This is a genomic window from Westiellopsis prolifica IICB1 (assembly GCF_004323185.1).
GTDB classification, from domain to species: Bacteria; Cyanobacteriota; Cyanobacteriia; order Cyanobacteriales; family Nostocaceae; genus Pelatocladus; species Pelatocladus prolificus_A.
Map to the genome: position 1 here is coordinate 2542428 of NZ_NAPS01000001.1, position 26151 is coordinate 2568578.

The 26151-nt window shown below is 39.5% G+C and carries 19 protein-coding genes; 8 read left to right on the top strand and 11 right to left on the bottom strand.

The genetic code is table 11. From position 1 onward, the window contains the following. Window positions 1-135: 135 nt before the first annotated feature. From B4U84_RS10660 to B4U84_RS10670, 3 genes are all read left to right on the top strand, one after another. Complete coding sequence (locus tag B4U84_RS10660; protein WP_131117688.1) at window positions 136-600, top strand: helix-turn-helix domain-containing protein; 465 nt, start codon at window positions 136-138, stop codon at window positions 598-600. Then, complete coding sequence (locus B4U84_RS10665) at window positions 597-1166, top strand: PIN domain-containing protein (protein WP_131117691.1); 570 nt, start codon at window positions 597-599, stop codon at window positions 1164-1166. Before B4U84_RS10660 ends, B4U84_RS10665 begins: the two co-directional genes overlap by 4 nt. Before the next feature lie 483 nt (window positions 1167-1649). Then, window positions 1650-4187, top strand: coding sequence for a tetratricopeptide repeat protein (locus B4U84_RS10670; RefSeq protein WP_131117694.1), 2538 nt, complete (start codon window positions 1650-1652; stop codon window positions 4185-4187). Between the two features lie 199 nt (window positions 4188-4386). Here B4U84_RS10670 and B4U84_RS10675 read toward each other — a convergent pair whose 3' ends face one another. The 3 genes from B4U84_RS10675 to B4U84_RS10685 all read right to left on the bottom strand — a co-directional run bounded on the left by B4U84_RS10675 (window position 4387) and on the right by B4U84_RS10685 (window position 13651). Then, entirely contained in the window at window positions 4387-6393 is a 2007-nt protein-coding gene (locus B4U84_RS10675) for an ATP-binding response regulator (protein WP_131117697.1), read from the bottom strand. Window positions 6394-6407: 14 nt separating this feature from the next. Next, on the bottom strand, window positions 6408-12461 hold the full coding sequence (locus tag B4U84_RS10680) for a hybrid sensor histidine kinase/response regulator (protein ID WP_131117700.1): 6054 nt from the start codon (window positions 12459-12461) through the stop codon (window positions 6408-6410). Between the two features lie 413 nt (window positions 12462-12874). After that, window positions 12875-13651: an HAD family hydrolase gene (locus B4U84_RS10685; RefSeq protein ID WP_131117702.1), complete on the bottom strand. Its 777-nt coding sequence runs from the start codon at window positions 13649-13651 to the stop codon at window positions 12875-12877. A gap of 223 nt (window positions 13652-13874) precedes the next feature. Between B4U84_RS10685 and B4U84_RS10690 the strand changes: the two genes are divergently transcribed. Continuing rightward, window positions 13875-14654, top strand: coding sequence for a hypothetical protein (locus B4U84_RS10690; RefSeq protein WP_026082159.1), 780 nt, complete (start codon window positions 13875-13877; stop codon window positions 14652-14654). A gap of 272 nt (window positions 14655-14926) precedes the next feature. On the opposite strand, the gene B4U84_RS10695 is transcribed toward B4U84_RS10690, so the two are convergent. The 6 genes from B4U84_RS10695 to B4U84_RS31935 form a co-directional block, all read right to left on the bottom strand. Further along, on the bottom strand, window positions 14927-15643 hold the full coding sequence (locus tag B4U84_RS10695; protein ID WP_131117705.1) for a DevA family ABC transporter ATP-binding protein: 717 nt from the start codon (window positions 15641-15643) through the stop codon (window positions 14927-14929). A gap of 166 nt (window positions 15644-15809) precedes the next feature. Continuing rightward, on the bottom strand, window positions 15810-16967 hold the full coding sequence (gene devC / locus B4U84_RS10700) for an ABC transporter permease DevC (protein WP_017313353.1): 1158 nt from the start codon (window positions 16965-16967) through the stop codon (window positions 15810-15812). A gap of 99 nt (window positions 16968-17066) precedes the next feature. Next, window positions 17067-18359: an HlyD family efflux transporter periplasmic adaptor subunit gene (locus tag B4U84_RS10705; RefSeq protein ID WP_026082158.1), complete on the bottom strand. Its 1293-nt coding sequence runs from the start codon at window positions 18357-18359 to the stop codon at window positions 17067-17069. A gap of 515 nt (window positions 18360-18874) precedes the next feature. After that, a complete protein-coding gene (locus B4U84_RS10710; protein WP_131117708.1) occupies window positions 18875-19612 on the bottom strand; it encodes a phycocyanobilin:ferredoxin oxidoreductase in 738 nt (245 codons plus the stop codon). A 174-nt stretch (window positions 19613-19786) separates the two neighbouring features. Beyond that, entirely contained in the window at window positions 19787-19987 is a 201-nt protein-coding gene (locus tag B4U84_RS10715; protein ID WP_242677595.1) for a hypothetical protein, read from the bottom strand. Window positions 19988-20030: 43 nt separating this feature from the next. Then, entirely contained in the window at window positions 20031-20159 is a 129-nt protein-coding gene (locus tag B4U84_RS31935) for a hypothetical protein (protein ID WP_017313349.1), read from the bottom strand. A 190-nt stretch (window positions 20160-20349) separates the two neighbouring features. Here B4U84_RS31935 and B4U84_RS10720 point away from each other — a divergent pair, with 190 nt between their 5' ends. Further along, window positions 20350-20643 carry a hypothetical protein gene (locus B4U84_RS10720; RefSeq protein ID WP_017313348.1) on the top strand — a complete coding sequence of 98 codons (294 nt, stop codon included), beginning with the start codon at window positions 20350-20352 and terminating at the stop codon, window positions 20641-20643. A gap of 48 nt (window positions 20644-20691) precedes the next feature. Here B4U84_RS10720 and B4U84_RS10725 read toward each other — a convergent pair whose 3' ends face one another. Beyond that, entirely contained in the window at window positions 20692-21366 is a 675-nt protein-coding gene (locus tag B4U84_RS10725; protein WP_017313347.1) for an ABC transporter ATP-binding protein, read from the bottom strand. 386 nt (window positions 21367-21752) lie between these two features. Here B4U84_RS10725 and B4U84_RS10730 point away from each other — a divergent pair, with 386 nt between their 5' ends. The 3 genes from B4U84_RS10730 (at window position 21753) to B4U84_RS10740 (ending at window position 24988) form a co-directional block, all read left to right on the top strand. Continuing rightward, complete coding sequence (locus tag B4U84_RS10730) at window positions 21753-22691, top strand: Sll0314/Alr1548 family TPR repeat-containing protein (protein ID WP_017313346.1); 939 nt, start codon at window positions 21753-21755, stop codon at window positions 22689-22691. 349 nt (window positions 22692-23040) lie between these two features. Next, window positions 23041-23493: a DUF3531 family protein gene (locus B4U84_RS10735; protein ID WP_017313345.1), complete on the top strand. Its 453-nt coding sequence runs from the start codon at window positions 23041-23043 to the stop codon at window positions 23491-23493. A gap of 16 nt (window positions 23494-23509) precedes the next feature. After that, a complete protein-coding gene (locus B4U84_RS10740; RefSeq protein WP_017313344.1) occupies window positions 23510-24988 on the top strand; it encodes an amidase in 1479 nt (492 codons plus the stop codon). Here B4U84_RS10740 and B4U84_RS10745 read toward each other — a convergent pair. Next, window positions 24982-25932 carry a CBS domain-containing protein gene (locus tag B4U84_RS10745; protein ID WP_131117714.1) on the bottom strand — a complete coding sequence of 317 codons (951 nt, stop codon included), beginning with the start codon at window positions 25930-25932 and terminating at the stop codon, window positions 24982-24984. The genes B4U84_RS10740 and B4U84_RS10745 overlap by 7 nt on opposite strands. Window positions 25933-26151 lie beyond the last annotated feature (219 nt).

Consider the following 26151-nt stretch of genomic DNA (forward strand, 5'->3'; position numbering starts at 1 on the left):
TTAAATGCGATCGCTTGTCTAAATTTGGGAACATAAATCGCTACCAAAGTTAGTGTGGTTATTTCATATATTTCATTTATTGCATTTGTAATTTCCTAATGTTACGTTATGAAGGTAAAGAAAGGAGAGATTCTCATGAGTATATTAGCCCACAGATATCTCCCACCTTCGGCACAAGATGCCGCAGTTGCACGTGCGTCGGGACAACTGCTTTCCCGTTATGCGCGGCAAAAACAACCATTGACGTTGCGTGTTAAAGATGCCGAACAGGATAAACCGATTGAGCTGCCCGTTGGTGCAGTCGCATTGCTGGTAGACATTCTGGAAGCGATGGCCGCTGGTCGCGGCGTGACTATCATTCCTGAAAATGCTGAGTTGACAACGGTACAAGCGGCTGAATTGCTGAATGTATCCCGTCCCTTCCTTATCAAACTGCTCAGTGAAGGAACAATTCCGTATCGGAGAGTTGGAAAGCATCGCCGCATCAAGATGGAAGATGTTATGGCTTACAAGATGGCAATTGATGAGGAGCGCATGGCAATTCTGGATCAGCTGACCCGCGAAGCCCAGGAACAGGACATGGGTTATACTTGCGGATGAGCCATTATTGCGCCCTTCTTGATGCCAATACTTTGTATCCGGCGCCAATGCGGGATGTGCTGTTACAACTTGCAGTGACGGATCTCTTCAGAGCAAAATGGACAGCCGATATTCATCGAGAGTGGATTGAAGCATTGCTTCGTAACGAACCCCACAGGGACAGAGCTGTCCTTGAGCGCACACGCGATATGATGGATCGAGCAACTCGCGATTGCGTGGTGACGGGCTATGAACCCCTTATCCCTTCTCTGACGCTGCCAGACCCTGATGATAGGCATGTTCTGGCGGCAGCGATTGTGGGCAAGTGTGATGTCATCGTAACGCAAAATCTACAAGACTTTCCCGTAACTTCCCTGGAGCCATTTGGGATAGAAGCGCAACATCCCGACGAGTTTCTGGTGGGTCATCTAAACCTTGCTCCGGGCGTTTTTTGCGGTGCAATCCGCACGATACGCGCACGACTTGCAAACCCACCTTACAGTGTTGAAGAGTACCTTGATACCCTGACGCAACAAGGACTTGTTGCAACTGCGGCAGAGCTTGAAATGTTCGCAGAACTCCTGTGACTTCCCCAAAAACCATATTAAGATAATTTAAAAGCGCAAATATAGTATCTTCCGATTTTGTTGAACCAGCTTACGCAGCGGGATCATCCCAAATGTTCAAAAAACCGCCTGCGATTGAAATCGCAGTCTCATAGTTCAAGTCTGCTTAAAGCAGACTACTTGATTTGCTTGAGTCGTCTTCAGGCGACTTATGCTATTAGCTAAGGGTTTAAACCCTTAGCAGTATATTGAAAAAATCGGGATGCTCGCTCCAAGAACTTTCCCGCTTCAAACAAGACCTTTCCCTCTTCAAACAAGAACCTTCATGGGACTATGTCCCCCCACTCCCCCCACTCCCCCACACCCCGCTCCCCAATCCCCGATCCCCCATTCCCCGACCTGCAACAATAATCACCAAAAATTGGTATCGTTAAGATACCAGGTGCAGCAATAGAAAACATCCAAAATCAGTCATTTTTACTTTATTTGCAGTGAATTCTATCCATGCCTGAAGACTTTCGCAAGTTCGCTGAGACAACTGGCGATTTTACGGTTCCTGGTGAGCAAGTTAGTATTGACACTCAGATTCATCCGGGACAAAAGCGGTTATTCCCCACAAAATTTATCCCCTATCCCAGTTGTGTTCATTTTGTGGGGCGAGAACAGGAACTGGCTACTGTGCATCAAGAGTTACGCCAGGGAAATTATGTTGCAATAGTGGGGATGGAAGGGGTGGGTAAAACCGAATTAGTCACCCAATACGCCAGACAATATGAAAATGTCTATGGGGGGATAGCTTGGTTTGACGCCAGCCAAACCAATCTCACCGCCGAAATTTTGCAATTGTTTCGGTTACAGTTTGGTTTGGAAATTCCCCAAAAACAAGGAAAAAAACTCTTAAGTCTTAATGAACAAGTCGCTTGGTGTTGGTCTAAATATCCTGAATCTTCTTCACCAATCTTAATTATTTTTGACGATATTACTGACCTCACCAATCTCCGCGAAATCGTCCCCACCGATGTGCGTTTTCGAGTCCTGGTGACTACTAGGTTACGATATTTAGACCCCAGTTTTATCCAAGAGATTTCCTTAAATGTTCTCTCACCACAACAAGAGCCAGGAAAAGCATTAGAACTTTTACAAAAGTTTTTAGGAGAAACAGACAAACGAATTGACAATGAACTAGAAACTGCATTTGGAATATGCAAAGCTCTGAGATTTTTGCCTTTGGGGATAAAGTTAGTCGGGAGCTATTTAGCGAAAAACCCGGAACTATCTCTAAATATCATGCTTGAACGGTTGCAAAACCAGAAATCAGCAGACGCAACTCTCCATCAAGAAGAAAATCTTAGTGCATCACAACGGGGAGTTAAAGCTGCTTTTGCTTTAATTTGGTCAGAACTCGACCCCTTAGCGCAACAACTGGGAAAATTGTTGAGTTTATTTTCTCCTCAACTGATTGTTTGGGATTTAGTGGTTTGGATAGCGACAGGACATACAGAACAAGCAAAGCTAATTTGGTCAAAAGATGAACTCAATGTAGCCAAAAAACAACTTTGCGATCGCAATCTACTACAACAGCTAGAACACACAGACAAATATTATCAGATTCATTCTTTATTGCGGTTATTTTTCCAGGAAAAATTAGCCGAGTCTGGCGAGATTAAGTCTGTCCTAGAAAAAATATTTGCCAATGGTGCGATCGCTCTTGCCAAAACTATCCCTGATTCCCTTACTCTTAAAGATATCAAATTCTTTCGAGACATCATTCCCCATCTCGAAGACTTGGGAAAGCGTTTAATTGCAGAGATCAGCGAAACCACGCAGCAACAGACAAATTCTCTGGCTGCAAATTGTGTAGATGAAGTCGCCTGGATATTTGTAGGGGTGGGAAGATTTTATCAAGGACAAGGATTATATAAATTAGCAGAATTTTGGTATGAGCAATCTCTGCAAGTTTGCCAAGCTTTGTTTGCAGGCGACCATCCCGACTTGGCTACAAGCTTGAACGGTTTAGCAGAATTCTACCGTTCCCAAAGAATATATACCGAAGCCGAACCCTTCTACACCCAAGCTCTAGCAATGAGAAAGCGCCTCTATGAAGGCGATCAGCCCGATTTAGCACAAAGCTTAAACGGATTAGCAAGACTTTACAAAAGTCAAAAGCGCTACACCGAAGCCGAACCTCTTTACATCGAAGCCCTAGTGATGAGAAACCGCCTCTATGAAGCTGACCATATCGACCTAGCACAAAGCTTGAACAGTTTAGCGAGTCTTTACAAAATTCAAGGGCGATACACCGAAGCTGAACCTCTCTATATCGAAGCCTTAGCGATGAGAAAGCGCCTGTATCAAGACGACCACCCGGACATAGCACAAAGCTTGAACAGTTTAGCGAGTCTTTACAAAAATCAAGGACGTTACACCGAAGCCGAACCTCTCTACATCGAAGCCTTAGCGATCAGAAAGCGTCTATATCAAAATGACAATTCTGATTTAGCCCAAAGCTTGAACAATTTAGCTTTACTCTACAACAGTCAAGGGCGGCACACCGAAGCCGAACCCCTTTACATCGCCGCCCTAGCCATGAGAAAGCGCCTGTACACAAGCGACCATCCCGACGTCGCCCAAAGCTTGAACAATTTAGCTTCACTCTACAATAGCCAAGGGCGATACACCGAAGCCGAACTGCTTTTTCAAGAAGCCCTCACGATGAGAAAGCACATGTATGAGGGCGATAATCCCGATGTGGCTACAAGCTTGAACAATTTAGCATCACTCTACCGTTCCCAAGGGCAATATGCCAAAGCCGAACCTCTGTTAAAAGAAGCCTTGGTGATGTGCGAACGCTTACTGGGGGTGAATCATTCCTGGACAGTAAAAATCCAAGAAAATCTCAGCAACCTGCAACACCAGCGTACTTCCGTTTCCATCTGGATACGTTGCTTAAGTTGGGTACGAATTTTGTTGGTGATAGTAATTTCACCGATTTTTATCCCGTGGTTGTTAGTTAAAAAGTTGACTTTGATTTTTCGTCGGTGAATCTCTTACTCCCAACTTTCTCATCTTATACCATTTCACAAAAAACCTGATACAAATACAGACCCTGTAGAGACGCGATATATCGCGTCTCTACATTATTTATGTGTATCGCGATTAACGTGAAATGGCGTTAGACAAAACCGGGGTGGGGTAACTGCGATTTCAATCGCAGGCGGATTTGAACATTCGGAATGCTCCCTCATCTCACCGCATGTCTCCATTTATTTTCACTCTCTACATTCATTCCTTCTTGATCCAAAACACTGTGTAAAGTTTGCAACAGTTCTTTGGTGGTGTATGGTTTAGCAATAAATGCTTTGACTGCGGGATTTTTTATCAATTTATCATTAGCTGCTAAACCACTGATAGCAATAATTTTGACTAAGGGATCAATTTTTTGCAAAGTGCGAGATGCTGTTATACCGTCCATTGATGGCATCATCATATCTATTAAGACAGCGGTGATTTGATCTTGATACTGGGCATAAAGTGCGATCGCTTCAATGCCATCTTTAGCTGTCATCACTTTGTAGTTGTAGGTTTCTAAGGAGATTTTGGTAGTTTCGAGAATTTTGGCTTCGTCATCTACAACTAAAATTAATTCTCCGTTACCTTTGAGCAGGTCTAAGTCTTCTGATAGCGGTGTTGCTGTTGCTTCAACTGCTGGGAGGAAGATTTTAAATTTAGTTCCTTTGCCTACTGTGCTGAATACGTTCACAAAACCGCCAAGGCCTTTAATAATACCTCTGACGGTGGAAAGACCCAAGCCTGTACCTTTGCCAATTTCTTTTGTTGTGAAAAATGGCTCAAACATTCTATCTAATATTTCTGCTTGCATCCCAATACCTGTATCGGTAACGGTAATGGCTATGTAGGGGCCAACGCAAGCATCAATATTCATGCGGGCATATTGTTGATCAATGAATATATTTTCCGCAGAAATACTCAAAGTCCCGCCGTTGGGCATAGCATCGCGGGCGTTGACTATTAGATTCATGATCACTTGATGCAGATTGGTGGGGTCTCCAATTACAGCCCAAAGATTTGGTGGGATATTTGTAGAAAATTCAATTGATTTGGGAAATGTTTCTTCGACTATCTGCTTAATCTCCGCACACAAGTGACCAATTTGGACAATTGTCCGCTTACCTTCCACACCACGGGTAAAATTCAAGACTTGCTTGACCAAAGCCGCGCCACGTTTGGCATTTGATTCTATGGTCTTAAACATCTGCTGACTACGGTCATCGATGTTTGGTTGTTTGAGTTGCAGCAGTTGGGCTGCTGTTAAAATTGGAGTCAGGATATTATTTAGGTCGTGGGCAATACCGCCAGCCAGTGTACCCACGCTTTCTAGCCGTTGGGCGCGCAAAAACTGACTTTCGAGGAGTTTTTTCTCTGTTATGTCGGTGTTAACTGTCAAAATTGATTTTGGTTGCCCATTTTGATCACGCATCAAAGTCCAACGACTAGCTACAATAATTGCTTTTCCTTCTTTAGTAATCTGATGCAATTCCCCTTGCCATGCACCAGATTCAGCTAAACTCTTACGGACATTTTGAAGTTGAGAAACAGTTTCTGGTTTATATAAAAGCTGATTTGCATTTTTGCCGATCGCTTCTTGAGCTTTCCATCCATACAAATGTTCAGCGCCTTGATTCCAAAAACAAATGGTGTTGTTCCAGTCTCGCAAGAGAATTGCATCTGTGGCGATGTCAAGTAAAGCAGCTTGTTCGCGGATTTTTTCTTCTGCTTGTTTGCGATCAGAAATCTCTGCTTCCAGATGTCGATTTTGTTCTTGGAGTGCTTTTGTCAAGTTCTGCAACTTCAGATGTAGCTCAATCCGTGCTAAAACTTCTTCGTGCTGAAGCGGTTTGGTGATGTAATCAACTGCACCCAGATTTAAGCCTTTGACTTTATCGACGGTGTCGGAAAGCGCAGTCATAAAAATGATGGGAATATCTTTTGTGAGTTTATTCGCTTTCAAATGACGGCATGTTTCAAAACCATCGATTCCGGGCATGAGTATATCTAATAATATTAGGTCGGGTGGAGCATATTCTGCTGTTGCGATCGCACTTTCCCCATCTTCTGCAACTAAAACTGTAAATCCAGAATCTCCTAAAAAATCAAATAGCATTTCGAGGTTAGTGGGAGTGTCATCCACAATTAAGATCACACCCTTTTGATTTAAATTAGTTTTCATAAATCCTCTTTTTATTAAAATCTTTTGAGAAATTCTAGAATTTTTTTCCCTTTAAAATTTTTGGCAAGTTGACGCAAATGGCTAGTAAAAGGAATTAATTTTTCATCCAATTTTTCTAATTCAGAGACTTTTTGAGTAATGGCTCTAATATCTCCCCTCATTGCTAAATCTAGCAAAATAGCAACTTCTTCTGCTGGTGGAGCAATTAAATTTAAATTTTGGTTTTGAGGTTTTGGATTAATATATTCTTGGGATTCCCAGTTGCTTACCTCTTCATAAACCCATTCCAACCCCAAGTAAACCCGTAATTTTTCTAAAAGTTCTGCTACTTGGATTGGTTTAGCAAGAAAATCATCACAACCAACTCCTCGACTCTGTTGTTGATCAAACTCAAAAACGCTAGCCGAGACAGCAATTATTACTACTCCCTTCAGTTCTGGTAAACTTCTCAAGCGACGAGTAGCTTCAAACCCGTCCATAACGCTCATCACCAAGTCCATAAAAATCACATCTGGCTGAAATTCTTGTGCTTTGTGCAAAGCATCTAAGCCATTTGTTGCTTCTTGAAGTTCAAACCCCAAAGGTTGTAATAAATTCACCAAAAGAGAACGATTTGACCATTTATCATCAACAACTAAAATTTTGCGTTTAGAACCAACAAAGCTAATAATATTGCGTTCATCGACGTTCTGAACATGAGTTAGTTGACTAGCCTCTGGTAAATCTAAATCTAACCAAAAAATACTCCCTTTACCTATAGTACTCTTGACCTTCAGTTCACCGCCCATCATCTTTACTAGTTGACGGCTAATTGCCAATCCTAATCCTGTTCCTTCTATCTTACGACTGTCCTCACCCACTTGCTTGAATGGCAGAAATATATCTTCTAATTTCTCCGGTGCAATGCCAACTCCTGTATCTTGGATTTGAAATCGAATTTTGTGATTAGTGGAGACGCGATTAACCGCGTCTCTACAATTGTCATTTGTTATTGGTTTCAAATCCTCTGACTCTTGACTAATGACATCTACTGTGAAAGTTATACTACCTTTTTGTGTAAACTTGATGGCATTGCTAAGTAAATTAATCAAAATTTGACGTAACCGTTTTTCATCAGCTAGAACGATGATTGGTAATGGGGTTAATGCTTTGTAAATTAAATTAATTCCTTTTTCCTGAGCATGAATACCACACATTTGGACTATACTCTCCAAAAATTCCGCCAAATGCAGTTCTTTGGGGTAAAGTTCCATTTTCCGAGCTTCAATTTTGGAGACGTCTAAAATATCGTTAATTAATGTGAGTAAGTGTTCACCACATTGATAAATAATCTTTACACCTGTTTTTTGTTGTTCTGTTAAATTTTTACTTTTCTGGAAAATTTGGGCGTAACCTAAAATACCGTTTAGTGGGGTACGAAGTTCATGACTCATATTAGCGAGAAATTCGCTTTTGGCGCGATTTGCTGAGTCTGCGGTTTCTTCTGCTCGTTGGCGATCGCTAATTTCTTGTTGTAGTTGTAAGTTTTTGGCTTGTAACTGTAGTGTTCGCTTTTCTACTTTTGCTTCCAGAGTCCGATTATATTCTTCTAAATCATTATAAAGACGTGCATTTTCAATTGAGATTGCTGCTTGAGAAGATAAAAGTTGTAAAATTTTTAATCTTTCTGGTGTAAATGCTCCAGCAATCAACTTATTTTCTAAGTACAAAATACCAATTAGTTTACCTTGATTAACAATTGGCATACACAATACAGATTTGGGTTTGTGATTGATAAAATAACTATCGTTTGTAAAAATTCCCTCAATAGCCGCATCATTTAATACGACATATTTTTGAGTTCGATAAACATAATTAATCACAGATATTGGTAAAATATGCTCAGAATCTACAGGTATAGATTGCTGGACAATTATTTCATCTTCACTAAATTTTCCCGAAGCCTCTATCAATAAATTTTCGGCTTTTTCTAAAATTAAAAATCCAGTTTCTGCACCAGCATTTTCCATCAAAATGTGCATTAATTTAGACAGCAATTTGTCTAACACAATTTCGCCAGAAAGAGCTTGTGAGGCTTTCGTGACTGCGGCTAAATCAAAATCTCCAGCGATATCCTGAGTTGTCGTCTCTAAACCTTGAGTTTTTCGCTCCGATATCCGTGAAAGAATTTGAGGATATTTTGCTTCTAAATCTCTAACTTTTGCTGTTGCTCCCCAATGAATATATCCATAATAAGCATCAGTTAGATAAGTTTGAGCTACCTTTTCTCTACCACTTTCAAAATAAAACTTGGCTGCAAGTTCATTTGCTAAGGCTTCTTCTTGGATGTATCCTTGCTCCTTAGCACCAACAATGGATCGATCATAAAAGTCCATTGCTTGCCAATACTGCTTTAATATCCGCGCTTTCTCCGCTTCTACTAAATTATATTTATGCTGAAAATTCATCGGAGCATGATCTGCCCATTTTCGCATTTGTTCCTGATTACTAATAACTCTATTTAAAAGATATTTTTGTTGTGACTCTGAAGCTGATGAATATATCGCTATTTGTGCTAAAGAATCGTAGAAATGAAAAACTGGCACAGCCAGAAATGCTTTGACTCCATCTAAATACTGCTCGGCTTGCACTGCATTTTCCGATCCTCGCTCATACTCTCCAAATAAATAACAAAGTATAAGTTTATTTAAATAAAAGTAGTGAAGTCCAGTTCTATCATTAGCTTTCTCAAGAAGCGGTAATGCTTTCTCCTCGTTGTATATTTCACCTAGTAAACAGCAGCAATTTTCACAAGGTTCCAGCAAATTAATAACTGACTGTTGAAAGATTTGATTCCAGCTCAAAGCGTTTTCTTGCTTGAGTTGAGCAAGGTTAGTACTGGTTGTTGCTATTTCTTGTTCAAGTCTGGGTAGTTCCTGACCAATATAATATGAATATTGACATTTTTGCATAGCAGCATAACCACCATATTCAAAATGTCCGTTTTCTAACCCACTCGCATAACCATCCTGTAAAAGTGGCAAAGTTTCTCTAGCATGAACCTTGCCATGAATCGTACATGCTCCCGCAACAAAAAATACACTTGTTTTAAGTTCTAAAGCATTGAAGCGTTCTACTAAATCTAAAGCCAATTGACCAAATTTATAAGCCGATTCAATATCCTGAACTATACCGTTTAAAATCACACCATAACAAACATAACCATAAGCCGAGAAGGGCGAATTTCCGTTTTGAATAGATAAATTTACCTGTTCACATATAACTAACGGAAACAATGTAGGTGCAGATTGATAAGTAGAAGAACCCATACTTGTTAGCATCCGTATGGCTGCGAGATTATCTATATCTGTCATTAATGGGAGATTAATCAAGTCTTCTATATTTTTACCAGCCAAATTTGTTGCTGTTTGGCTGAGGGTTTGCTGAATCTCTAGAGAACTAGGCGATTCTGGCAAATTTACCCCTAATAGTTCTAACGCTTGTAATCCAATCTTAATCGCTTCTAGCTGTTTGACTTGCGCCATACAAGCTTGAATTTGGACCTCATAGACTTTCATTTTATCGATAGGAGTTTTTGCATGTTGTAGAACAACATTTGTCCATTTCTCCATCTGATCAAAGTCGCCATTAAGATACGCTGTTTCAACTGCTGAATCATACAGCGCTAGTGTTAACTCATATTGATTTTGCCAGCTAGAATTTGCTAATAATTCCAAACCTTTTTTAAGATAACGAATAGCAGATTCATACGCCATCGCTGCTTTCGCTTTTTTACCTGCGATCAGATTAAGTTCAGCCAATTCATTTTTTTTCGACTCTGATGTCAGTAACTCAATTCCATAATTGAGTTGATTAACCAACGCAAAAATATTTTCTGTTCGTTCTTCAAGCGTAGTGTTTTGCAGCAGCAGTTGACCGATTCGCAGATGAGTTTCTTTCTTTTGGAAATCGGGAATTAGAGAATAAGAAGCTTGCTGTACTCTGTCGTGTAGAAATTTATAGTAAACTGTCAATTCTTCATTTTGCAGATGATTGATAACTAGAGGTATTTTGTAAGATTCATCTAAGGGTAAAACTAGACCTGTTTGCAAAGCTTCCCATAAATATTTTGCTGTTTCTGAAAACGATTTCTGATTAACAATACTCAGAACATCTAAAGTAAATTTATCTCCAATACAAGCAGCTAATTTTAAGATATTTTGTGTGATTGGTGATAGCTTTTGAATCTGAGTGATCATCAACTCAACAACATTATCAGTGATATCAATATCTTGGATAACTTCAATATCCCACTGCCAAGTCTTTTCAGTAAAATTAAATGACAACAGGTTTTCTTGGTAAAGAGATTTCAGCAGTTGAGTCAAGAAAAAAGGATTTCCCTGAGTTTTATTAAAGACTAACTCAGCTAGCGGCTGTGATTTTTTTTGTTCAGTGCGGAGGGTATCACTAATTAATTGGTTAACATGAGCAAATTCCAAAGGTAGAAGGACAATATTATTGATAACTGCACCAGCTTTTCTGATTTCGTCTAATGTCAATATTAGTGGGTGCATCGGATTAACTTCGTTATCTCGATAAGCTCCAATTATTAATAAATATTTGCTTTCTGGATCACTTATCAACAGTTTAATTAACTTCAGAGAAGCTGAATCTGTCCACTGTAAGTCATCCAAAAACAGTACTAATGGATGTTCCGGTTGACAAAATACATGAATAAATTGTTTAAACACCCGATTAAATCGATTTTGTGATTCAGTTAGACCTAATTGCGGAACTACTGGCTGATGATTAATAATCTGTTCGACTTCAGGAATAACATCAATAATAATTTGACCATTTGTACCAATAGCTTTTAAAATATTTGTCTTCCAATTAGAAATTTTTTCCGCACTTTCTGTTAATAACTGCCGCATCAAATCTTGAAAGGCTTCAATCAAGGAAGCATAAGGAATATTGCGTTTAAATTGGTCAAATTTACCAGAAATGAAATAACCCCGTTGTCGTACTATGGGTTTATGGACTTCATTAACTAAGGAAGATTTGCCAATTCCTGAATAGCCACTTACTAATATTATTTCGCTTGCCCCTAAACTGACTCGTTCAAAGGCATTCATCAACTTATTGACTTCGATTTCACGACCATAAAGTTTTTGCGGAATCAAAAATTGGCTGTATAAATCAAGCTGACCGATTGTGAAATTTTCAATTTTGCCAGTTGTTTGTAATTGTCGCAGACATTCTTCTAAATCAGCTTTTATTCCCAAAGCATTTTGATATCTTTCCTCAGCAGTTTTAGCTAACAATTTCATGACTATTTCCGAAACTGCCTGGGGAATATTTGGATTGAGTTCGTGAGGCGAAATTGGAATTTTGGCAATATGACAATGAACGAGTTCTAAAGGATCAGTAACTTGAAAAGGCAACTGTCCCGTTAACATTTTATAAAAGGTAACTCCTAAAGAATAGAAGTCACTTCGATAATCAATTGAACGGTTCATCCTACCAGTTTGTTCTGGTGACATATAAGCAAGAGTATTTACTCCTTCAGCAAGTGCCTCGCGAACAAGGAAACTGGGATTACTAACTGTGAAATTTTCTCGCGATAGACATGATGAAATACTAAAGTCTATGAGTTTGATTTGACCTGTTTTCGAGTTGATTAGAATATTATGAGTTTTGATATTTTTATGAATAATATTATTTTGATGTAACTGAGATAGGATAGAAGATAACTGAATACCAATTTGTAAAAAATCACTTAAATTCAGATTTTGTTTGTGAATAATTTTTTTTAGAGACTCACCCTCAAAGTCTGAAAAAATCAATACCAGACCATTGTGATAGCTTTCTAAAGCTAAGGGTTTCACAATTCCTTCTATCTCCAAAGATTGGAGTATTTTATATTCGTGTCTTAATCGAGCAAGCTCTTCTATAGTTGGGTAATCACTTTTGAGTGTTTTAATTATCACCAAAGTTTGATCGGATTCTCTCAAAGCACGATAAACCAAAGTAAAATTGTCTTCATAGACAACTTCAATGAAGTTGTAATCAGTAATGGAAAGGCTCATGTTTGTTTTTTTGCTGGCGTGAAGTAAATAGGCACTCAGCTAATAGCTGTTATATTCAATGCTAAGTTTTGCTCCTAACTTGAAGTTTGACAGTATTATCAATTGTTGACATACATACTGACCATACAAGAAACTATTTAATTGAAAGTAAAAATATTTAATTAAAATTTAACTACTAGTCTGCTAATTTAGTTTCGATAAGTTTGTAGTAAGCACTTTAGTGCTTGAATATTTGAGGACTAAAGTCCTGACTACAAACCTTGAATTTAAAGTTGATAACTTACATCTTGCACCAGTTGCAATTAGCCGTAAAATAAATTTTCGGCTCAAAGCTTAAACCCATTAAAATGGGTTAAAAACCAACTTCAGCTTTCAGCCCAAATTTTAATTTAGGGCTAGGTGCAAATTAACAGTTAAGGCGAAATCAAATATCGTGTAAATTCACAAAATCCTTGGCCTTCCGCAGCAGTGGTGACATAAACAGGCTGATACTGTAACTGTTGTGCGTACTCTAAAACATTGGCGACACCCACAGAAACAGGAAAACAACGGTCATCAAATAAACTTTCATCATTGGGACTATCACCAACAGTCACAATTTCTTGGGGTGCGTACTGGGGAAAGTATCTCTGCAACACTTGTAATAACCCAACTGCTTTATCTTGTCCCCAGGGTTTGATATGACACTGGACACTGCTGTAAGTAAATCCCCAATTCATTTGCTGACAAAGATGGTTTAAGGTTTGGATTTCGTCTGTACTTAATCCAGCAACACTAAAAGTCCAGTCAGTAATACGGAAACGATTATCTGAGGATTCTTGCAGATGGGGAAATTCGGTTTGTAATTTTTCAAAAGCCGCAGCTAATTGCTGACGATGGTTAACTAAATCAGCAATAGGCGTCAAGACTATGGGCTTTTCGCTGTCGCCGGGATAGAACAAACCACCATTTTCGGCTATGGCCCCAAGAACAGGTAAATAAGCAGCCACTCCACTTACCCATCCGGCACTACGACCAGTAACAATTAGCACCTTTATTCCAGCATTTGCTAAATCCTCAAAAGCTTGCAACAGTTGACTTGTAAACTTACCCCTCGCAGTCAAAGTCCCATCCATATCTGTAGCAATTAGACGAATATTACTGAAGCGATCGCCTGATGAAATTTGAGATAAGGGTAGGAGTCTGGACATAGGGGATAGGGGATAGGGGATAGGGGACACGGGGGACACGGGGGACACGGGGGACAAGGGAAGGGGGACAAGGGAGAATAATCAATGCTCAATCCCTTATCCCCGATTTCCAATCCCCGATCCCCGATCCCCGATCACTAAAAAATACCATCAATACGGCAAAATGACATCAAGAATTTGGGCATCCTATACATCAAGAGTTAAGTATTGATGTTTGCTTACTATGTCAAATTCTATGTTTATTGTCCAATCCTCTGGGACAAAAACTCAAAAGGTATCTCAACCAACCCCCATTAGTGATTCGCAAACAGCACCATTATTAGTGGCTACTTGTGGAGGGTTAGCCTTAGTTGTGATTGCTTTAATTATCTATAGCAAAATGAAAATTAATCAGCTATACAAAAAGCTCAAGTTTGAAAAATTCCGTACGCGAGAACTAGACAAAAAGTTTAAACTTGCTTTGGATACGATTCGCAAAATGGAAACTAATCCTGATTTGATTAACTCACGGGAATTTAATCTAGACTATCTGCGAATGCGAATGTCAGAAGAGGTTTTTCATTTTGCGATTCTCAATCAAATCAAAATCAAAGTCAAAGATAAAATTTCTCAAGCACTACGACCCAATCAAGCCCAACAAGGAGTAGTGGGAATTGCTAGCAGTACAGGACGCCAAGTAGATGAAATTTTTGATGTTGAGTATGAAACTAGTGCTTCATCAAATATTACTAAGCGAGTGCTATTTCGTATTCAAATTCGCCTCATGAAGTTACCAACACAAGCAACTTCAGCCACAATTAGCCAGATTATCGACTGTATTGAAACTTATCTTGATCCCGCAGATGATGAAGATAATTGGCAACCTACTATTCAAAGTCGAGTTGCTTACATGCATTGGGATCAGAAGGCTAAACCCACACCTTTATTGGTTCTAGAACAATCCAATGAAGGCGTGAATGTAACTTTCCGCACTAGCCGCCAGACAAATATTTCAAAAAACTAAATTCTGGTCATTTGTCATTGGTCATTGGTTATTGGTCATGGGTTATTAGTTATTTGTCATTTGTCATTAAACCTCTTGCATGAATCTTTACTCGCTCCATACCCTAAATCCCTCTTCTAAGCTTGCTAGAGGGTGAGGGTAGTTCCCGTGGCTCCCCTTCTAGTCAAAATTGGGAAAAGAGTTGGGGATGAGGGCAAGTTTTGCATTCGTGCAAGAAATCTATTAGTCAGTAAAAACGCGCCAAACTCTTACAAATGACAAATGACAAATAATTAATAAACTTTACCTTTTACAACTCCACCTTTAGATTGACGCACTAAAATACCATCTTCCATTTCGACGATGCGATCAGCTATGTCTAAAATCCGGTTATCGTGAGTCACTAATAAAATAGATGTTCCTTGTTCTTTAGCAAGACGCTGCATTAATTCCACAACATCGCGTCCTGATTGTTTGTCTAAGGCTGCTGTGGGTTCGTCTGCTAAGACTAATGCTGGATTGTTGACCAAAGCACGAGCGATCGCGATTCTTTGTTTTTGTCCTCCAGATAAACTATCTGGATAGTAGTTAATTCTTTGTCCTAAACCAACTGCTCTGAGTATACTTTCTGCTTTCGCGATCGCTTCTTTTTGAGATATATTTTTGTTCAATTCTACCGCCATTTGTACGTTTTGTCTGGCGGTTAAGAATTCTAATAAATTATGGGCTTGAAAAATATAACCAATACTGCGCCGGATACTAACTAATTTTGTTTGGCTAGCTCGATATAATTCTCTACCTAAAAACTTCAAGCTTCCTTCTTGTACCGAACGCAAACCACCAATTAAGCTTAGTAATGTCGTTTTACCTGACCCTGATGGACCAGTCATCAATACAATTTCACCTGAATTAATTTCTAGATTAATGTCAAATAAAATTTGTCTTTTCAGCCCACCTTTACCATAATAATGATTGAGGTGTTGAATAGAAATTACAGGTTCTTGTGTCATAGTAAATAGTTAGTCGTTAGTGGCGTAACCAGTCAAAATTCAAAAATCTTCTTAGTGTTGAATGCAGGAATTTTTAATTTTTTTTCCTCCTTGTCTCCCTTCCCTTGTCTCCCGTATCTCCCTTGTCCTGCTTCCCTTGTCCTCCTTGTCTTTCTTCCATTACCCATTAAAAAATATCTGCGGGGTCGGCATATCGTAATTTTCTAACTGCGATCGCACCAGAAATAAAACACATAATAATTGTTAAAATTAGTACTTGAATTGCTCGTGCAACACTCATATAAACTGGTAATAGAGTTGCTTGTCTAGCTTGTTGATAAATAAATAAAGAAAAAGCAAATCCTGGTACATATCCTAAAACTGCCAAAATCAAAGCTTCTTGTAGAATTACAATCAGTAAGTATTCTTGTGCATAACCAATTGCTTTGAGAGTTGCATATTCGACTAAATGATCTGCGACTTCTGTATAAAGGATTTGATAAACAATCACAGTTCCAACGATAAATCCCATGATTGTTCCTAAAGTAAAAATAAAGCCAATCGCTGTACTACTTGCCCAAAAGTTTCTCTCTTTATCAATATATTCTTGCTTCGTTAAAACTCTCACATCTGATGGTAAATAATTTCTTAATTCTTTAGCAACAGTGTCTGCATTCGCACCTGGCTTAAGTCTAATTACACCAATATCAATTAATCCGGGCTGTCGATTGACAAATAACCGTAAAAAGTTGACATCACTAGTAATTAAGTTACCATCTGCACCAAAAGAAGCGCCTAAAGTAAATAAACCTCCTACCTTAATTGATCGTCTTCTCACTTCTGCTGTCACTAATTTTCCTTCTTGAAAATTAGCAGCTATTGGTCCATACTCTTGTCGAGATGATTTGTCATATAAAACCACATCTGGAATTTTAATTTTGTCTAAATTTTCTTCCAGCCCCTCTAATTTTAATACGTTAGATTCGGGGTTAAAACCAATTACAAGCAAGTTACGGGGAATGCCTGTGATTGGATTTTTCCAGCTAGTATAGTCTACGTAAAGAGGATGTACTGATTGTACTGCTTTTAAATCTAAAGCTTTATATAAACGTCTCTGGGAAAACGGCTTCATTGACAGTAAGGCACTGGATTGAGGATTAATTAAAACAATGTCGCCCTGTAAACTACTATGAAACCTAACGTTACTATAATACAGAGAATCCCGAAATCCAAGTTGCATAAACATTAAAATATCGGCAAAAGCAATTCCTGCTAAAGCTACAGCTAGGCGCGTTCTTTCACGTTTGAGTTGTAACCAAGCCAGAGGTATTTTGCTGCCAAACATTATGTTTGTCTCCAAGCATTTTATGTAAAAAAAATTGAAATATATTTCTCAGTGAAAAGCTAAATTATGACTTGAATTTCATAATTTATAATTCATAATTCAAAGATCAATACTCACAACTACCTTGGCATAAGTTAAGCCTGCTACTTTAGCACTATCTTCAGCAGATAAGGCTATTTTGACTTCTACTACTCTTGCATCTACATCTGCGGCTGGATCTGTATTGAGTACATCTTTCTTACCTACTTTTCTACCAATTTCGCTCACTGTTCCCTTTAATTCACCGTTAAAAGCTCCATTTTCACTACTAATTGTTGCTTCTTGACCAAGACGTACTTTCCCAATTGTGTCTTCAGAAACTTCAGCAACAACTATCATTTGATCGGTTTTTCCAATCTCAGCAATACCATCTACGCCCATTGTTTCCCCAGCCTTAGTATGAATTTTTAAAACTTCTCCGGTCATGGATGCTTCAACATAGCTTAAGCGCAGTTGTGCTTCTGCTTTTCTGAGATTAGCGATCGCATTTACATATTGAGCTTGTACTATTTGCAAATTAGTCGGACGAGTATCGAGAAGTCTTTGCAATCTGGCTCTTTCTTCATCAATTTGTTGTTGTAAAATCGCTATGGTTTTATCTCGATTTACTTGAGCTTCTGCAATTTGTTGTTGCAAAGTTGCAATAGTTTGTCTACGTGTGGCTTGGGTTTCAGCTAGTTGCTCACCAAATGTGACTGCACTCAAGCGTCTATTGTCACGCTCTTGCTGAGAAATTGCGCCTTCTCTGTATAACATTTCATAGCGTTGAGCATCGACTTGGGCGTTACGTTGTTGGGCTTGAACACGCGCAACACTTGCTCCAAAAACATCTCTTTGTCCTCTTAATTCTGCTTCTATACGGTTAATTAAGGCTCGTTGAGCAACACTTTCACCACGCAACTGAGCGTTTAAGCGAGCAATAACTGCTCTTTGAGCTTCGATGTCTTTTGGTAAAGTCGCTCTGATTTGTTCCAAGTTAGCACGGGCTTCTTGAACTCTGGCTCTGGCTTCTTCCAATACAGCTTTGTTATTACCAAAGCTATCTAAAATCGCTACTACTTGACCTTTTCTAACACGTTCTCCTTCTTTGATCAAAAGTTGTTCAACTCGCGAAGTCCCCTGGATTCCTGTGGGAGCAGAAAGTTTGATCACGTCTCCTAGCGGTTGTATACGTCCCACAGCATGAACAGTGGTGACAATTGGTGCGCTGGCTATCGGTTCAGTTTGTTTCACCTGATCCATTTTCGCCATAGTCAGCACCCCAGCCGCAACTGTGACTGGTAGAGCGATCGCGATCGCCCACCAAAGTTGAGGTTGTTCTCTAAATGCTGATTCCTCTGTCATCCGCGTCATTGTAAATTACCCTTATCTTTAAATTTTGCTAATACTAAAGCAAGTAAAAAGTAGCGAATTAAGCATAGTTATATGAATTAGAAATAAATTTGGATAAATAACAAAATAACAACTATAAATTCCAAAAATTTAAAGCTGTTCCTGATCTTCAATTTTTATTTATCAAGACAATTCAACGCCAATGTTTTTCACAATGGCGCTTGTGGATACACTAACTATCAATGACAAATCAATTATTTAATAGATAGTTAGATGAAGGTTTGGTAAAATAAAAAAAGTAAAATTGTTACTATTAGATACACCTGGTTGTTTGAAGAGATGCAGTGGAGTTTATAGTCGCTATTACAGTTATATTACTCCATTTTATTCGCTTTAAATAAATTCTATATTAATAAGTTTTGGTGAAACGTAACAAACCTAACAGATGATAGGTAATTGGTAATTGGTAATGGAAAATATTAATTACAAACAACCAGCTACCAACCACCAACCACCAACTAATAACAAAAAAATAATTAATTCGGTAGGTCAAATAAAACAGTAGTCATATAATTATCTGCCCATTCTGAACCAAAAGCTTTTTCTAATACACGACGAGTTTTATCGTTTTGCTGTTGTTTGGTACAGTAATTATGTTGTCCAGCAATAATTTGCACCATTTTGTCGGGTGAAATTTGGTTAGAAGCGATCGCATTTTGACAATGAATGTCTAAAAATGCTTCTACGCGTTTGAGAAAAATTGCTTCTTCTTCGGTGGAACTCGGACGCACAAACATACAAAACTCAGAAAAGATATCTCCCCACTCTGGTAAATCACGCGGTTGGGAAAAATTCATTACTGGTAACGCCACGAGTGCAGAAGTATAATATTCACTCAAAGAGTGGTCAGAGTTAACAGGTGAAAGATCAGCGATCGCTGCACTAATTTGACCTCTACCACCAACCAAGTCACAACCAAACATTGGCAAGTCATATTCTGGTCGAGGAAACATCACACAGTGGAGAATATCCAGCATGTTTCCCACCTTTGCTAATTCTAAATGCATTTTACGGAACTGAGGCGTTTGATAACAGCGATTTTCAATGATTAATTTTTCGCCTTCTAATCTACCTTCCACATACCCCAACTCCGCAGGTAAATGGTAGGGCGAAAGGTCTAGGTGTTTATGCCAAGCTGCTTCAATAGTATTAGCAAGTTGACAAATCAGGGGATGTTGTTGATCACGCAGTGAGGGAATAGAAGTTGTTGACATTTTTTAACCCAGCAATCTTAATCTAGTAGTCAGTGTACAGCCCACCATACACCGCCTAATCCAGGTTGCAACATATTTCAAGGGTCACAAACTGGAATCGCTTGCTTGGCGATCGCTTCATCAGTCTTGATGACCCGTTCTACTCCTGTTTTAGCAATTTCTAGCAGTAACCATTCAAGATTTCGCCTCCAAAATTTGAAAGATGGAGTCGCGGTTAACCAGTTCAGTTGTTTCACCTTCCGCGATCGCTCGTTCCATTGCTATGTCTTCAATAATTTCTGCCAAAAATTCAGAGACTTCTTCACGGTTATCACGAATCAATTCGACAATCGCACTTTTCAAGATTTCCTTGAATTGTTCTTGGTTTAGGGTCATCTCAGACATTATGCCTCCATTAAATTAAGTTGAATTTGATAAATTAATGCCAACCGCTTTCAAGTTGCTGGTTTATCCAAGTAGTTGTCTTCTCTTCATCCTGCTCGATCGCCTGTTCTACTCCTGTTTTAGCAAGCAATCTTAATCTAGTAGCCAGTGTACAGCCCACCATACACCGCCTAATCCAGGTTGCAACATATTTCAATTGTTAGTGATTGGTGAGTAGGAGTGCAAACAACAAACAATCAAATTGAAAAAGTTAAGTTATGAGACAATCTCTTTTGAAAAATATTAGTAATTTTGTAGTCTTAGTTACAGAAATATTTTTGAATAAGCACTTGGCTGAAGGTTAAGGCAGAGCCATGAAATTAGATTTAAGTAGACCAGATTTTGCAGTACAGTCCAGAAAATGCTACTTGGATTGGTCAACTGATGAGTTTGAAATCAAAATCGACCAGCAAAATTTTCAAGCTAATACCTGGGTGAAACTCTTAGAACTTCCCAACCCCTACAGCTTTGACGAAGCACTGCTGCTGTGTCCAATATCTCAATCTGAATGGGTAGCCTGGATACCAGATCATGGAGAAGCAGTATTGACTACCAGGCAAGTCAATGGTCATTTGTCATTTATCATTTGTCATGAATCTGTTAATTGATAACTGATAACTGACAAGTCTCCCTTGTCCCCGATTCCCAATCCCCAATCACACTACCGAAAGGGGTTCGTCAACCTTGCTTGTGAGTGTCAAAGGGTCGATTGCTTCGAGTTCGCCATGCTTGATACTCCAGCAACGGTCGGCGATCGCTAACATATCGCCAGCATCGTGAGTTACTACCAACAGTGTCCAATCTTTTTTAAGTTTTGCTAATAAATTGACTAATTGCCGACGCATTGACCAATCTAACCCGGCGGTGGGTTCATCGAGTAATAATAAGCGTGGTTGACGAATTAATTGCACAGCGAGAGCTAAACGTCGCTGCTGACCTCCACTCAAAGCTTGGGGTGATGTGGCTAATGATAAATGCTCTAAACCCACCTCTTGCAATGCTTCTTTAACTCTTTGTGTTCCTAACTCTGGATGTCCTAAGCGTAATTCTTCTAAAATCGTACCACCGCAAAAATGCCGTTCGGGAAACTGAAATACCAAACCTGCTAATTGCTGTAAGTCTTCAGCAGTCAGGGTTTGTTCGTGCCAACTCACAGAACCGGATGTTGGTTCAGCTAGTCCAGATAAAATTTCGAGTAACGTACTTTTTCCAGAACCACTTGGTCCAATAATCAAACCCAACTGTTGGGATGCCAAGTCTAGATGAATTGATTTGAGAATTGCTGTCGGACAAGCTGTGGGGTGGTAAACTACATTTCTGAGATAGAGCATTTGTTAACAATACCAAAAAGAGTTAGGACTTATCTATATAAATACACACTGAGCATATGCCAAGTCCTGAAAAAGTTCACAGGACATTATGACTTGAAAGTGGGTGTCAGGGTATGGGGGTGTAGAGAAAGCCAAAGACTATAGGATCTTCACCTTTTGTTTAAATTTTAAGATCACACAGAAAACCTCACTCACAATTGTTTTTATTGTGGCAAACTTATTTTGGAACAACAGCTAAAACAAAATATGGGAACCCGTTAACATCACGACAGTCAAAGTGTATACCAGTCTTTACCTGAAACACCCGAAAACCTTGATTTATCTTTTGAATTTTAAGTAACATATAGAACAAGATTAACAGTAATTATCCTGAAGGAAACACAAAAATGAGTAAATGGTTTCCGTCTGTGCAAGCAATTCTGTCTGGTAGGCTTGAAATCTTGATTCAAGTCGGTCTGGCAACGACTTTAGTTCTGAATACATGGGTTAATCCTTCTGTTGCTGCTGATCCTTTTCGGACAAAAGAAGCACGTAATATAGGTGATAAAACTGAGGCAGCTTTCAAAGCAATTTTTCAACAGGGTGACTACAAAGCAGCAGAGGCTTATCTACAACAAGCATTATCCAGCGAACCAAATGAACCTTTAGCCTATGCAATGAAGGCATCCCTAGCGTATACAAATCAAGATTGGGCTACCCTTGATACCTACAGCCAAAAAACTCTCGAAATTGGGCAAAAGTTAATTGCTAGTGATCCCTTGCGTGGTAATCTTTACACTGCCGTTGGTCATTTTTTAGAGGGAGCAGCACAGGTTCGTCGTCAAGGTACAGTCAACGGTGCGGCACAAGCATTAACCAAGTTGCAGGAAGTTTACAAATATTTAGACAAAGCAGAGGCAATTTCTGCCAACGATCCAGAGCTAAATTTACTCAAAGGCTACATGGATTTGATGCTAGCTGTAAATTTACCCTTTGCCAATCCCCAACAGGCAATTGAACGCTTAGACAAAAGTGCTGGGCCTGAGTACTTGGCAGATCGGGGTATTGCCTATGGATATCGAGACTTAAAACAGTATAATCAAGCGCTGGAATATGCAAATCGTGCTTTAAAGGTGACATCAAATAATCCAGAAGTGTATTACCTCAAAGCTCAAATTTTGCGAGGGATGGCTGGAAAAGAGAAAAATCAACAACTGTTACAGGAGGCGGTTAGCAATTTTGACCAAGCACTGGCGAAAAAATCTCAGCTACCAGCAACTTTGGTAAAACAAATTCAACGTGAACGTCGCAAAACTGCACAGGATATTGCTCGCGCTCAAAGGTAGTGGACTACTGTGCTATTTACTTTTCTTAGTTTGTAGTAAGCGCTTTAGCGCTTAGATAAGGGAGCATCCCAAATGTTCAAAAAAATGCCTGCGATTTCAATCGCAGTCTGATAGCTCAAGTCTGCTTAAGCAGACTGTTTGATTTTATGAAGTCGTATTTATACGACTTGCGCTATTAGCAAAGTTTAAACCCTTTGCTTGGCGGTATTTTGAAAAACTTGGATACTCCCTTTAGATAAAGGACTAAAGTCTTACTATGAACTTTTTTCTGTCCTAGTTTTCTTGCCTGACTGACCTATAATTTATTTTGGTAGCTTTAAGTAAGATTCTATTAAGCAACTTTTGAGTAATGAAAATACAGTTTCGTGAATTTGATCCTTTTGATATCTGGATTTGGCTGAAGTTCAGTACTGTACCTTCACAACGTGAAAAAGAATATGTAGAAGAACTTTTTGATTCCTGGTTTTACATGGGTAAGTTGGGTGCGTATAATGCTGAAAATCTCCAGGTGCAGGAAACAGGGTTAGATCTCAGCTATATGAATTATGATGCTGATGCATATGATAGAACTTTGTTAGCACTGATGCACAACAAGGGAGACTTTGAGTATCAGGGTCAATGGGGACGTTGCTGGTTTGATTTGGGAACTTCAGATGCGATCGCTTTCGATATTCTCATCAATGCTCTTCAACAACTCGGTGTAGAATACGTCACCATTGATGAAGTTTACATCGGCGGCGAAAATGATGATTGGCCTGTAGAAGACAGTGATGCTCGTCCTTCGTTTATATATGATAATTAGCAAGAGTTAATTTTATATGAGCGATCTAGTCTTTACGCCTGCCTATCAGCTTGCTCAAATGATACGCGATCGCGTTGTTTCATCCCTAGAAGTAGTAGATGCTCATTTAGCACAAATCGCTCAACATAACTCTCAACTTAACGCCATCTGTACCTTAGATGAAGAACGCGCCCGTGAACGAGCCAAACTTGCGGATCAGGCTTTAGCACGAGATGAGAACTGGGGTATTTTACATGGTGTTCCCATTACAATTAAAGACATTTTTGAAACAGCAGGACTACGTACCACAGCAGGCTATATTCCCCTGAAAGACTATGTACCTCAAGAAGATGCAACCGTCGTTGCAAGACTGCGGACAGCAGGAGCGGTAATTCTGGGGAAAACAAACATGGCTGAATTAGCTGGTGATTACCAGAGTACGAATTCTCTTTTCCCACGAGTAAATAATCCTTGGAATCTTGACTATACTCCTGGTGGTAGTTCTGGAGGAAGCGCCGCAGCTGTTGCAGCAGGGCTGTCAAGTTTGGATTTAGGCAACGATTTTGCTGGTTCAGTGCGTCAACCTGCTCATTTCTGTGGTGTATATTGTTTAAAGCCTACAGATCGCCGCATTTCTACAGCAGGGCAGATTCCGGAGGTACCTGGAATGCCGATATGTATTCGGCAAATGATGACAGTGGGTTGTTTTGCGCGATCGCTCGAAGATATCCGGCTGTGCTTTTCATTAATTGCAGGTGCTGATTCTCGCTCTCCTGATGTTCCACCTGTAACATTAGATACTCATTCCGGCAAGTCTTTACAGAATCTCAAAATTGCTTGGATTGATGAATGGGCAGAAGTTCCTGCTGCTGGTGAAATTCGAGCCGCAATGAGTGCGATCGCACAAACTCTTTCTCAATTAGGTACTCAAATAGAACGTTGGTATCCTCAAGATTTTGATTTGTCAAAAATACTGAATCTCTACGGACGGATGGCAGCATATCTCAACATTTATGCTCAACCAGTAGATCAATATAACCTGCGTCGCAGCTGGAAGCAGATATTTCGTACAGCAACCCAAGGCGACAAATCTATGCGAAAATTGGGGGATTTTAGCCGCTTATTGCCTGAATTGTTGAATCCTAGTCTGAAAGGATATTTTGAAACATTGACAGAGCGCGATCGCTTCATCAGTCAAATAGATGAAGCATTAGAGCCATGGGACGTGTGGCTCACTCCAGTAGCTGCAACCTCTGCTTTCACCCATCGTCCCGCTTGGAGTGCTGTTGACATTGATGGTAGACCTTATCCCCATGCAGTCGCCAACGGGTCTTATACTATGCCATTTAATCTCAGTGGACATCCTGTTGTAGTTATTCCAATTGGACAAACCAAAAATGGTCTACCAATTGGAATGCAAATTGTTGGAAAGCGCTGGCGAGAAATGGAATTACTGGCGATCGCTCAAGAAATTAACAAAGTGGTTGGTAATTTTCGACACCCATTTGGTTACTGATCAGTATTTTGTAAATTCTCAACCGTTCTTTGTAATGTCTTAACAATTCCATACATTCGGCTGGGATCGAGCATTCGTAGTAAGCTACTTTGAGTCACCAGTCCTAATCCTCTACCACCATCCCAAGATATTACTAATCTTCGCACCCGTCGCCTTTGCATCTCTTGATGAGCAGTCCACAAAGAATCTTCTGGATTAAGTAAAAATAGCGGTGTACTCATCACAGTTTCCGCCTGTAATGCAGCCAAATTTAACTCCATTCCCTGAAATTGGACAATATCTCGCTCAGTGACAATCCCTAAAGGTTTGTGAATAAAATATCCTAACTCTGGTTGTGGCTCTTCTTCACTAATGACCACACAACTAACTCGATACTCAGCCATGATTTGAGCTAAAGTTAGTACTGAAACTATTTTCGGAGTACGGATAACTTGAGTATTCATGACATCTGCCACACGTATGAGTTGAAGCAAATGAGCAGGTGTTAAAACACTACGAATACTCTTAGGTGAGACTACACCAATAATTTCTCTATTAGTACCTAAGATTGGCAAGTGACGAATTCGATAGCGCCGAAACAGAAACAATGCTCCGAAAATATCAGTAAAGTCAGCCTGGGATAAGGTAATCACCGGCTTTGTCATTACTTCACCAATTGTTACTTTTTGAAAATTAATACCACCAGCTGTTAACCGAACGATGTCCCTTTCAGTTAAAATCCCGATTAATTCTTTTGCCTGCACCACTAAAACACAGCTGGAGTATCTTGGATATTTGCTGAACTCGATTGATGGTGAATCTACAGAAAATTTACTGTTAGAGCGTGATTGGTTCATTAAAGCAATGACATCTACCAGTAAAGTTTGAGGTAAGACAATCAGCGGATTTTGCTCAATTGCCGCCTCAATAGATGGTTCACTAAGCAGGAGATCCTTAATTTGCATGTTTATTCAAGCTAGGGAACTCTGTCTCAAATTTACTAAATATTTGACAATGCCCTTTAATGTTTTACATGGTGATTTCTATCAAGGATGTTACATTTTATTTCAGTGAAGAGGTAGGGATCGGGGATTTGGGGACAAAGGAGACAAAGAGGACAAGGAGGACAAGGAGGAATCATTTAACAACTCTCTTACCACGTCCCCCTTTCCCCAATCCCCTTT

Bases quoted from the DNA above. Each gene is read 5' to 3' on its own strand.
- B4U84_RS10660 (WP_131117688.1), top strand. From the start codon at position 136: ATGAGTATATTAGCCCACAGATATCTCCCACCTTCGGCACAAGATGCC.
- B4U84_RS10665 (WP_131117691.1), top strand. From the start codon at position 597: ATGAGCCATTATTGCGCCCTTCTTGATGCCAATACTTTGTATCCGGCG.
- B4U84_RS10670 (WP_131117694.1), top strand. From the start codon at position 1,650: ATGCCTGAAGACTTTCGCAAGTTCGCTGAGACAACTGGCGATTTTACG.
- B4U84_RS10675 (WP_131117697.1), bottom strand. From the start codon at position 6,393: ATGAAAACTAATTTAAATCAAAAGGGTGTGATCTTAATTGTGGATGAC.
- B4U84_RS10680 (WP_131117700.1), bottom strand. From the start codon at position 12,461: ATGAGCCTTTCCATTACTGATTACAACTTCATTGAAGTTGTCTATGAA.
- B4U84_RS10685 (WP_131117702.1), bottom strand. From the start codon at position 13,651: ATGTCCAGACTCCTACCCTTATCTCAAATTTCATCAGGCGATCGCTTC.
- B4U84_RS10690 (WP_026082159.1), top strand. From the start codon at position 13,875: ATGTCAAATTCTATGTTTATTGTCCAATCCTCTGGGACAAAAACTCAA.
- B4U84_RS10695 (WP_131117705.1), bottom strand. From the start codon at position 15,643: ATGACACAAGAACCTGTAATTTCTATTCAACACCTCAATCATTATTAT.
- devC (WP_017313353.1), bottom strand. From the start codon at position 16,967: ATGTTTGGCAGCAAAATACCTCTGGCTTGGTTACAACTCAAACGTGAA.
- B4U84_RS10705 (WP_026082158.1), bottom strand. From the start codon at position 18,359: ATGACGCGGATGACAGAGGAATCAGCATTTAGAGAACAACCTCAACTT.
- B4U84_RS10710 (WP_131117708.1), bottom strand. From the start codon at position 19,612: ATGTCAACAACTTCTATTCCCTCACTGCGTGATCAACAACATCCCCTG.
- B4U84_RS10715 (WP_242677595.1), bottom strand. From the start codon at position 19,987: ATGACCCTAAACCAAGAACAATTCAAGGAAATCTTGAAAAGTGCGATT.
- B4U84_RS31935 (WP_017313349.1), bottom strand. From the start codon at position 20,159: ATGGTGGGCTGTACACTGGCTACTAGATTAAGATTGCTTGCTAAAACA.
- B4U84_RS10720 (WP_017313348.1), top strand. From the start codon at position 20,350: ATGAAATTAGATTTAAGTAGACCAGATTTTGCAGTACAGTCCAGAAAA.
- B4U84_RS10725 (WP_017313347.1), bottom strand. From the start codon at position 21,366: ATGCTCTATCTCAGAAATGTAGTTTACCACCCCACAGCTTGTCCGACA.
- B4U84_RS10730 (WP_017313346.1), top strand. From the start codon at position 21,753: ATGAGTAAATGGTTTCCGTCTGTGCAAGCAATTCTGTCTGGTAGGCTT.
- B4U84_RS10735 (WP_017313345.1), top strand. From the start codon at position 23,041: ATGAAAATACAGTTTCGTGAATTTGATCCTTTTGATATCTGGATTTGG.
- B4U84_RS10740 (WP_017313344.1), top strand. From the start codon at position 23,510: ATGAGCGATCTAGTCTTTACGCCTGCCTATCAGCTTGCTCAAATGATA.
- B4U84_RS10745 (WP_131117714.1), bottom strand. From the start codon at position 25,932: ATGCAAATTAAGGATCTCCTGCTTAGTGAACCATCTATTGAGGCGGCA.